The sequence below is a fragment of the Streptomyces sp. NPDC059850 genome, assembly GCF_042731515.1.
Classification (GTDB): domain Bacteria; phylum Actinomycetota; class Actinomycetes; order Streptomycetales; family Streptomycetaceae; genus Streptomyces.
Genome location: NZ_JBHWJI010000132.1, coordinates 1 through 6,042 on the forward strand (window position 1 = coordinate 1; position 6,042 = coordinate 6,042).

Annotated in this window: 4 protein-coding genes; 2 read left to right on the top strand and 2 right to left on the bottom strand. The window is 69.1% G+C overall.

The genetic code is table 11. The features are described 5' to 3' along the window. Positions 1 to 144: 144 nt before the first annotated feature. Positions 145 to 1,023 carry a siderophore-interacting protein gene (locus ACFV9T_RS42470; RefSeq protein WP_385449184.1) on the bottom strand — a complete coding sequence of 293 codons (879 nt, stop codon included), beginning with the start codon at positions 1,021 to 1,023 and terminating at the stop codon, positions 145 to 147. Positions 1,024 to 1,070: 47 nt separating this feature from the next. Further along, the gene (locus ACFV9T_RS42475; protein WP_385449191.1) at positions 1,071 to 1,982 is read right to left on the bottom strand and encodes a 5'-3' exonuclease H3TH domain-containing protein; all 912 of its coding nucleotides are present in this window, start codon (positions 1,980 to 1,982) and stop codon (positions 1,071 to 1,073) included. Between the two features lie 232 nt (positions 1,983 to 2,214). Between ACFV9T_RS42475 and ACFV9T_RS42480 the strand changes: the two genes are divergently transcribed. Then, a complete protein-coding gene (locus ACFV9T_RS42480) occupies positions 2,215 to 3,363 on the top strand; it encodes a glycine betaine/L-proline ABC transporter ATP-binding protein (protein WP_385449187.1) in 1,149 nt (382 codons plus the stop codon). Next, positions 3,356 to 5,977: an ABC transporter permease/substrate binding protein gene (locus ACFV9T_RS42485; protein WP_385449190.1), complete on the top strand. Its 2,622-nt coding sequence runs from the start codon at positions 3,356 to 3,358 to the stop codon at positions 5,975 to 5,977. The genes ACFV9T_RS42480 and ACFV9T_RS42485 overlap by 8 nt, the downstream gene beginning before the upstream one ends. Positions 5,978 to 6,042 lie beyond the last annotated feature (65 nt).

Consider the following 6,042-nt stretch of genomic DNA (forward strand, 5'->3'; position numbering starts at 1 on the left):
CTGGGGGGTTTTGATTTTGTTCATCCGCTCGTTTTGGGGGCCGGCGCCGCAGCCCCCGCCCCCCCCCCCGGGGGGGGGGGGGGGGGGGCCCCCCCCCCCCCCCCCCCCCCCCGCCGTAGCAGCGTCGCGGTCCCGCGCGGTGTCCTACGCCGCGGCCTCCTCGGGCCGCGCCCCCTCCTGCTCGGCCTCCACCTGCTGGTTCCACTCCCGCTTCGAGGCCTGCCAGCCGTCCTCGTTGTGGCCGCGCCGCCAGTAGCCGGAGATGGACAGCCACTCGCGCGGCACCTCGCGCTCCACCCGCAGATAGCGGCGGATCTCCTTCACGAAGCCCGCCTCGCCGTGCACGAACGCGTGGATCTGACCGGCCGGGAAGTCCAGCCCGCGGACGGCCGCCACCAGCGCCTCGCCGACCGGCGCGCTGCCCCGGTGCAGCCACACCACCTCGGCCCCCTCGGGCACGGCCAGTTTGTGCTCCTCCTCCGGGCCCTCGACCTCGATGAAGGCATGCACCGGAGAGCTGCCCGCGCCCTGCGGCCGGTGGGCCAGCCGCTCCAGCGCGGCGGCGATCGCGGGCAGCGCGCTCTCGTCACCGGCGAGCAGATGCCAGCCGGCGTCCTCGTGCGGGGCGTAGGCGCCGCCGGGTCCCTGGAGATAGATCTCCTCGCCGGGCCGCACCCGCGCCGCCCACGGCCCGGCCAGGCCCTCGTCGCCGTGGACCACGAAGTCGAGGGTCAGCTCGCGGGCCGCCGGGTCCCAGGCCCGCACCGTGTACGTACGGGTGACCGGCCACTGCTCGCGCGGCAGCTCCTCGCGGATCCGCTCCAGGTCCAGCGGCTGCGGATACGCGGCGCCCGCGGCGGGGAACAGCAGCTTGACGTAGTGGTCGGTCCATTCACCGGCGCTGAATTCGGCGAGGCCGTCGCCACCGAGCACCACCCGCACCATGTGCGGGGTCAGCCGGTCGGTGCGCACCACCTGTGCCCGGTGCGGCCGCGGACGCTTACGGGCCGGACGTTCCGCCATGGCGGCCTCCTTGATCGACAATGGTTAGGTAAAGCTAACCTAACACCTTATCCCTCAAGGGTGGAGAGCACTCGCCGCAAGGATCCCCCTAGTCCCCAGCGCTCCGCGAGCGCGTCCACCGCGCGCGGGTCGCGCGGCGCCCGCGGTACGGCGGCGTCGAACGGGGGCAGCGGGACGTCCGAGGCGACGCGGACCACCTTAGGGGCGACCGCGAGATACGGCCGCGCCTCGTCCAGCCGCTTGCGCTGGGTGGGGGTCAGCTTGGAGCCGGGGTCGTCGACCGCGGCCATGATCCCGGCCAGATCGCCATGGGCGGCCAGCAGCTTGGCGGCGGTCTTCTCGCCGACCCCGGGCACCCCCGGCAGCCCGTCGCTCGGGTCGCCGCGCAGCAGCGCCAGGTCCGCGTACCCGCCGCCGTCCACTCCGTACTTCTCGCGCAGCAGGGCCTCGTCCACCAGCTGCAGCGTGCCGACGCCCTTGACCGGGTAGAGCACCCGCGCCCGGCGCTCGTCGCTGACCAGCTGGAAGAGGTCGCGGTCGCCGGTGACGATGTCGACCGGCCCGGTCGCGCGCCCGGCGAGCGTGCCGATCACGTCGTCCGCCTCGTAGCCCGCCGAGCCCACCCGGGCGATACCGATCGCGTCCAGCACCGCGTCGATCACCGGGACCTGCGGGGAGAGGGTGTCCGGAACCTCCTCCTGGTCGACGCCTGCCCCTTCCGGCGCCTCCTCGGCGACCCGGTGCGCCTTGTACGTGGGGATCAGCTCGACGCGCCAGGCGGGGCGCCAGTCGAAGTCCATACAGGCCACCAGGTCGTCCGGGTGGTGGTCCTGGACGAGCCGGGCGATGAAGTCGAGCAGCCCCCGTACGGCGTTCACCGGAGTGCCGTCCGGAGCCCTGACCGAATCAGGCACCCCGAAATAGGCGCGGAAGTACAGAGAGGCGGTGTCAAGAAGCATCAAACGTCGGGTCACATCTCGATGATGCCGCACTCCACTGACACTGCCGGACTGGGAATGTGAGGTGGATCACCGTATGGTTTACGCCATAAGGAGCGGGGCAGGCGCGCAGCCGGAGCGAGGCACTTGCGCAGTCAACTATTGCGTAGGGCATGCGGTCCGGTGCCGTGCTGTTCCACGACCTGCCGGCGGGGGTGGCGGGTCGTTTTTTGGTGCGATCTGAGAGGTATATGTGTCCAAACTGCGAGCTGAAGGCCTCTACAAGGTCTTCGGCAGAAGACCCGATGAGGCGGTAGCCGACCTCGAGGGCGGTGCGGACCGCGAGAAATTGCGCGCGGAGGGTACGACGGCCGCGGTCGTCGACGCCTCCTTCGCGGTCGAGGCGGGCCAGACCTTCGTCGTCATGGGTCTGTCCGGGTCCGGGAAGTCCACGTTGCTGCGCATGCTGAACGGGCTGCTGGAGCCGACCGCCGGACGCGTCCTCTTCGACGACGACGACCTCACCGCGCTCACCCCCCGCGAACTGCGCCAGGTGCGCTCCCACAAGATCAGCATGGTCTTCCAGCACTTCGCCCTCTTCCCGCACCGCAACGTGCTGGAGAACGCCGGGTACGGCCTGGAGGTCCAGGGCATACCGGCCGAGGAGCGCGAGAAGCGCGCCACCGAGGCCCTGGAGATGGTCGGCCTGGCCGGCTGGGAGAAGTCCTGGCCCGACGAGCTGTCCGGCGGTATGCAGCAGCGCGTGGGCCTCGCCCGCGCCCTGGCCACCGACGCCGACGTGCTGCTGATGGACGAGTCCTTCAGTGCGCTCGACCCGCTGATCCGCCGCGATATGCAGGACCAGCTGGTCCAGCTGCAGAAGCGGCTCAAGAAGACCATCGTCTTCATCACCCACGACCTGAATGAGGCCATGCGCCTCGGCGACCGCATCGCCGTCATGCGCGACGGCCGGATCGTCCAGATCGGCACCGCCGAGGACATCCTGGTCACCCCGGCCAACGACTACGTCGCCTCGTTCACCCAGGACGTCGACCGGTCCCGGGTGCTCACCGCCGGGGCGATCATGTCCGACCCGGCCGAGGTGCTGGGCACCACCACCGACGACGGCACGCCGCTCCGTACCGAGCAGGACGTGCTGGACGCCGCCCCCGCCACCGTCACCACCAGCACCCCGATCGCCGAGCTGTTCACCCCCTGCTCGCGCAGCGGCACCGCGGTCGCGGTGACCAACGGTGACGGCACCCTCGTCGGCGTCGTCGGCCGTGGGCGGCTGCTCGCCGTCCTCGGCGACGGGGACACCGGAGGCGACGGCGCGACGCCGCCGTCCCCGGGCACCCCGGACGCCCCCGAGTCCGCGAAGAAGGTGATCACCGGTGCCTAGGCTCGAACTCGGCGACTGGATCAATTCCGGCGTCAACTGGCTCCGTGACAACCTGAGCTGGCTCTTCGACTTCATCTCCTCCGTCGTGCAGGGCATGTACGACGGGGTGAACTCGGTGCTCAGCGCGCCCGAGCCGCTGCTGCTCGCGGGCATCCTCGCGGTGCTCGCCTGGTGGCTGCGCGGGCTGCTGCCCGCCGTCCTCGCCTTCCTCGGCTTCGCGCTCATCGATTCGATCGAGCTGTGGGGCGAGGCGATGAACACCCTCGCGCTGGTGCTGGTCGCCGGTGTGATCACCATCGTGTTCGCGGTGCCGCTCGGCATCTGGGCGTCCCGTAACCGCGCCGTCAGCGCGGCGATCCGCCCGGTGCTGGACTTCATGCAGACGATGCCCGCCTTCGTCTACCTGATCCCCGGCATCTTCTTCTTCGGCCTCGGGGTCGTCCCCGGTGTCGTCGCGACCGTCATCTTCTCGATGCCCCCGGGCGTCCGCATGACGGAGCTGGGCATCCGCCAGGTCGACGCCGAGCTGGTCGAGGCGGCCGACGCCTTCGGCACCCATCCGCGCCGCACCCTGATGCGCGTCCAGCTGCCGCTGGCCCTGCCCACCATCATGGCGGGCATCAACCAGGTCATCATGCTGGCGCTGTCCATGGTGGTCATCGCCGGTATGGTCGGCGCCGAGGGCCTGGGCTCCACGGTCTTCCAGGCGATCAGCTCCGTCGACGTGGCCATGGGCTTCGAAGGCGGTATCGCGGTCGTCATCCTGGCCATGTACCTGGACCGGATGACCAGCGCGCTCAATCAGCGCGTCTCCCCGCTCGCCCGCCGCGCGCTGGCCAAGGAGCGGGCCAAGGCGCTCAGCGGTTCGCGGGTGCTCCACTGGCGGCCCGCGACCTCGGTCGCCATGGTCGGCGTGGTCGTCCTGGCCCTGGTCGCCGGTGGCATGAAGATGTTCGCCAGCGACGACACCGGGCCCACCGTCTCCGCCAACGTCGGCAAGGGCCAGTCGGTCAACCTCGGCTACATCAACTGGGACGAGGGCGTCGCCTCCACCTTCCTGTGGAAGGAGCTGCTGGAGCAGCGCGGCTTCAAGCCCAAGGTGCAGTCGTACGACGTCGGCGCCCTGTGGACCGGTATGGCCGCGGGCAACATCGACCTGCAGACCGACGCCTGGCTCCCGGCCACCCACGCCACGTACTGGGCGAAGTACAAGGACAAGCTGGAAAACCTCGGCTCCTGGTACGACAAGACCTCGCTGGAGGTCGCGGTCCCGTCGTACGTCAAGGGCGTGAAGTCCCTCGACGACCTCAAGACCAAGTCCGGCACCTTCAAGAAGAAGATCATCGGCATCGAGCCCGGCGCCGGTGAGATGAAGCTGATGCAGGACAAGGTCATGCCGGGCTACGGCCTGGACAAGGACTATCAGCTGGTCAAGGGCTCCACCGCGGCGATGCTGTCCCAGCTGGACCGCTCGTACGCCAAGAAGGAGCCGATCGCGGTCACCCTGTGGTCCCCGCACTGGGCGTACAACAAGTACAAGCTCACCAAGCTGAAGGACCCCAAGGGCGCCTTCGGCAAGGGCGACCACATCGACACGATCGCGCGCAAGGGCTTCGCGAAGAAGAACCCGCAGATCGCGAAGTGGATGAAGGACTTCAAGCTGAGCGAGAAGCAACTCACCAGCCTGGAGGCGGCCATCCAGGACGCCGGTAAGGGCAAGGAGCAGCAGGGCGTGCGCGCCTGGCTGAAGGACAACCCCGGCATCGCGAACAAGCTCGCCCCGGTGCCCGGCGGCGCCGACCAGAAGGGCAAGGACGCGGGCGCCGCGCCGAAGATCGGCTACTTCCCGTGGGACGAGGACATCGCCACCACGTACCTGTGGAAGAACGTCCTGGAGAAGCGCGGCTACAAGCCGTCGATCAAGCAGTACGACGTCGGGTCCATGTTCACCGGGATGAGCACCGGGCAGATCGACGTCGAGTTCGACGGCTGGCTACCGGTCGCGCAGAAGCAGTACTGGGACAGATACAAGAAAAACCTGGTCGATGTCGGAGCGTGGTACGACAAGACCTCGCTGGAGATCGCCGTCCCGTCGTACGTCAAGGACGTGAAGTCCCTGGCCGACCTCAAGGGAAAGTCCGACCTCTTCGGAGGCAAGATCGTCGGCATCGAACCGGGCACCGGCGAGATGAAGATCCTCAAGAGCAAGGTGCTGAAGCAGTACGGCCTGGACAAGGAGTACAAGGTCACCGACGGCTCCTCCCCGGCGATGCTGGCGGAGCTGGAGCGCTCGTACGCCAAGAAGGAGCCGGTGGCCGTCGTCCTCTGGACCCCGCACTGGGCGTACAGCAAGTACAAGCTCACCAAGCTCGCGGACCCGGACAAGGCTTTCGGGGCCAACAACCAGCTCCACACGCTCGCCAACAAGTCCTTCCCCAAGAAGTTCCCCGAGTTCAACGGGTGGCTGAAGAAGTGGCACATGACCGAGAAGGAGCTGGCCACGCTGGAGCAGTCCATCCAGGACGCGGGCAAGGGCAACGAGGAGGAGGGCGTCCAGAAGTGGATCGACGCCAACCCCGGCATCGTCGACAAGATGGCGCCGGTCACCCCCTGATCCCCGTTCCTTCCTCGCGGTAACGCCATCCGCCGCCGCGGACCGGAGCCCTTTTAGCTCCTGTC

Excerpts from the sequence above, each read along its gene's own strand:
- ACFV9T_RS42470 (WP_385449184.1), bottom strand. The coding sequence starts at position 1,023 with ATGGCGGAACGTCCGGCCCGTAAGCGTCCGCGGCCGCACCGGGCACAG.
- ACFV9T_RS42475 (WP_385449191.1), bottom strand. The coding sequence starts at position 1,982 with ATGCTTCTTGACACCGCCTCTCTGTACTTCCGCGCCTATTTCGGGGTG.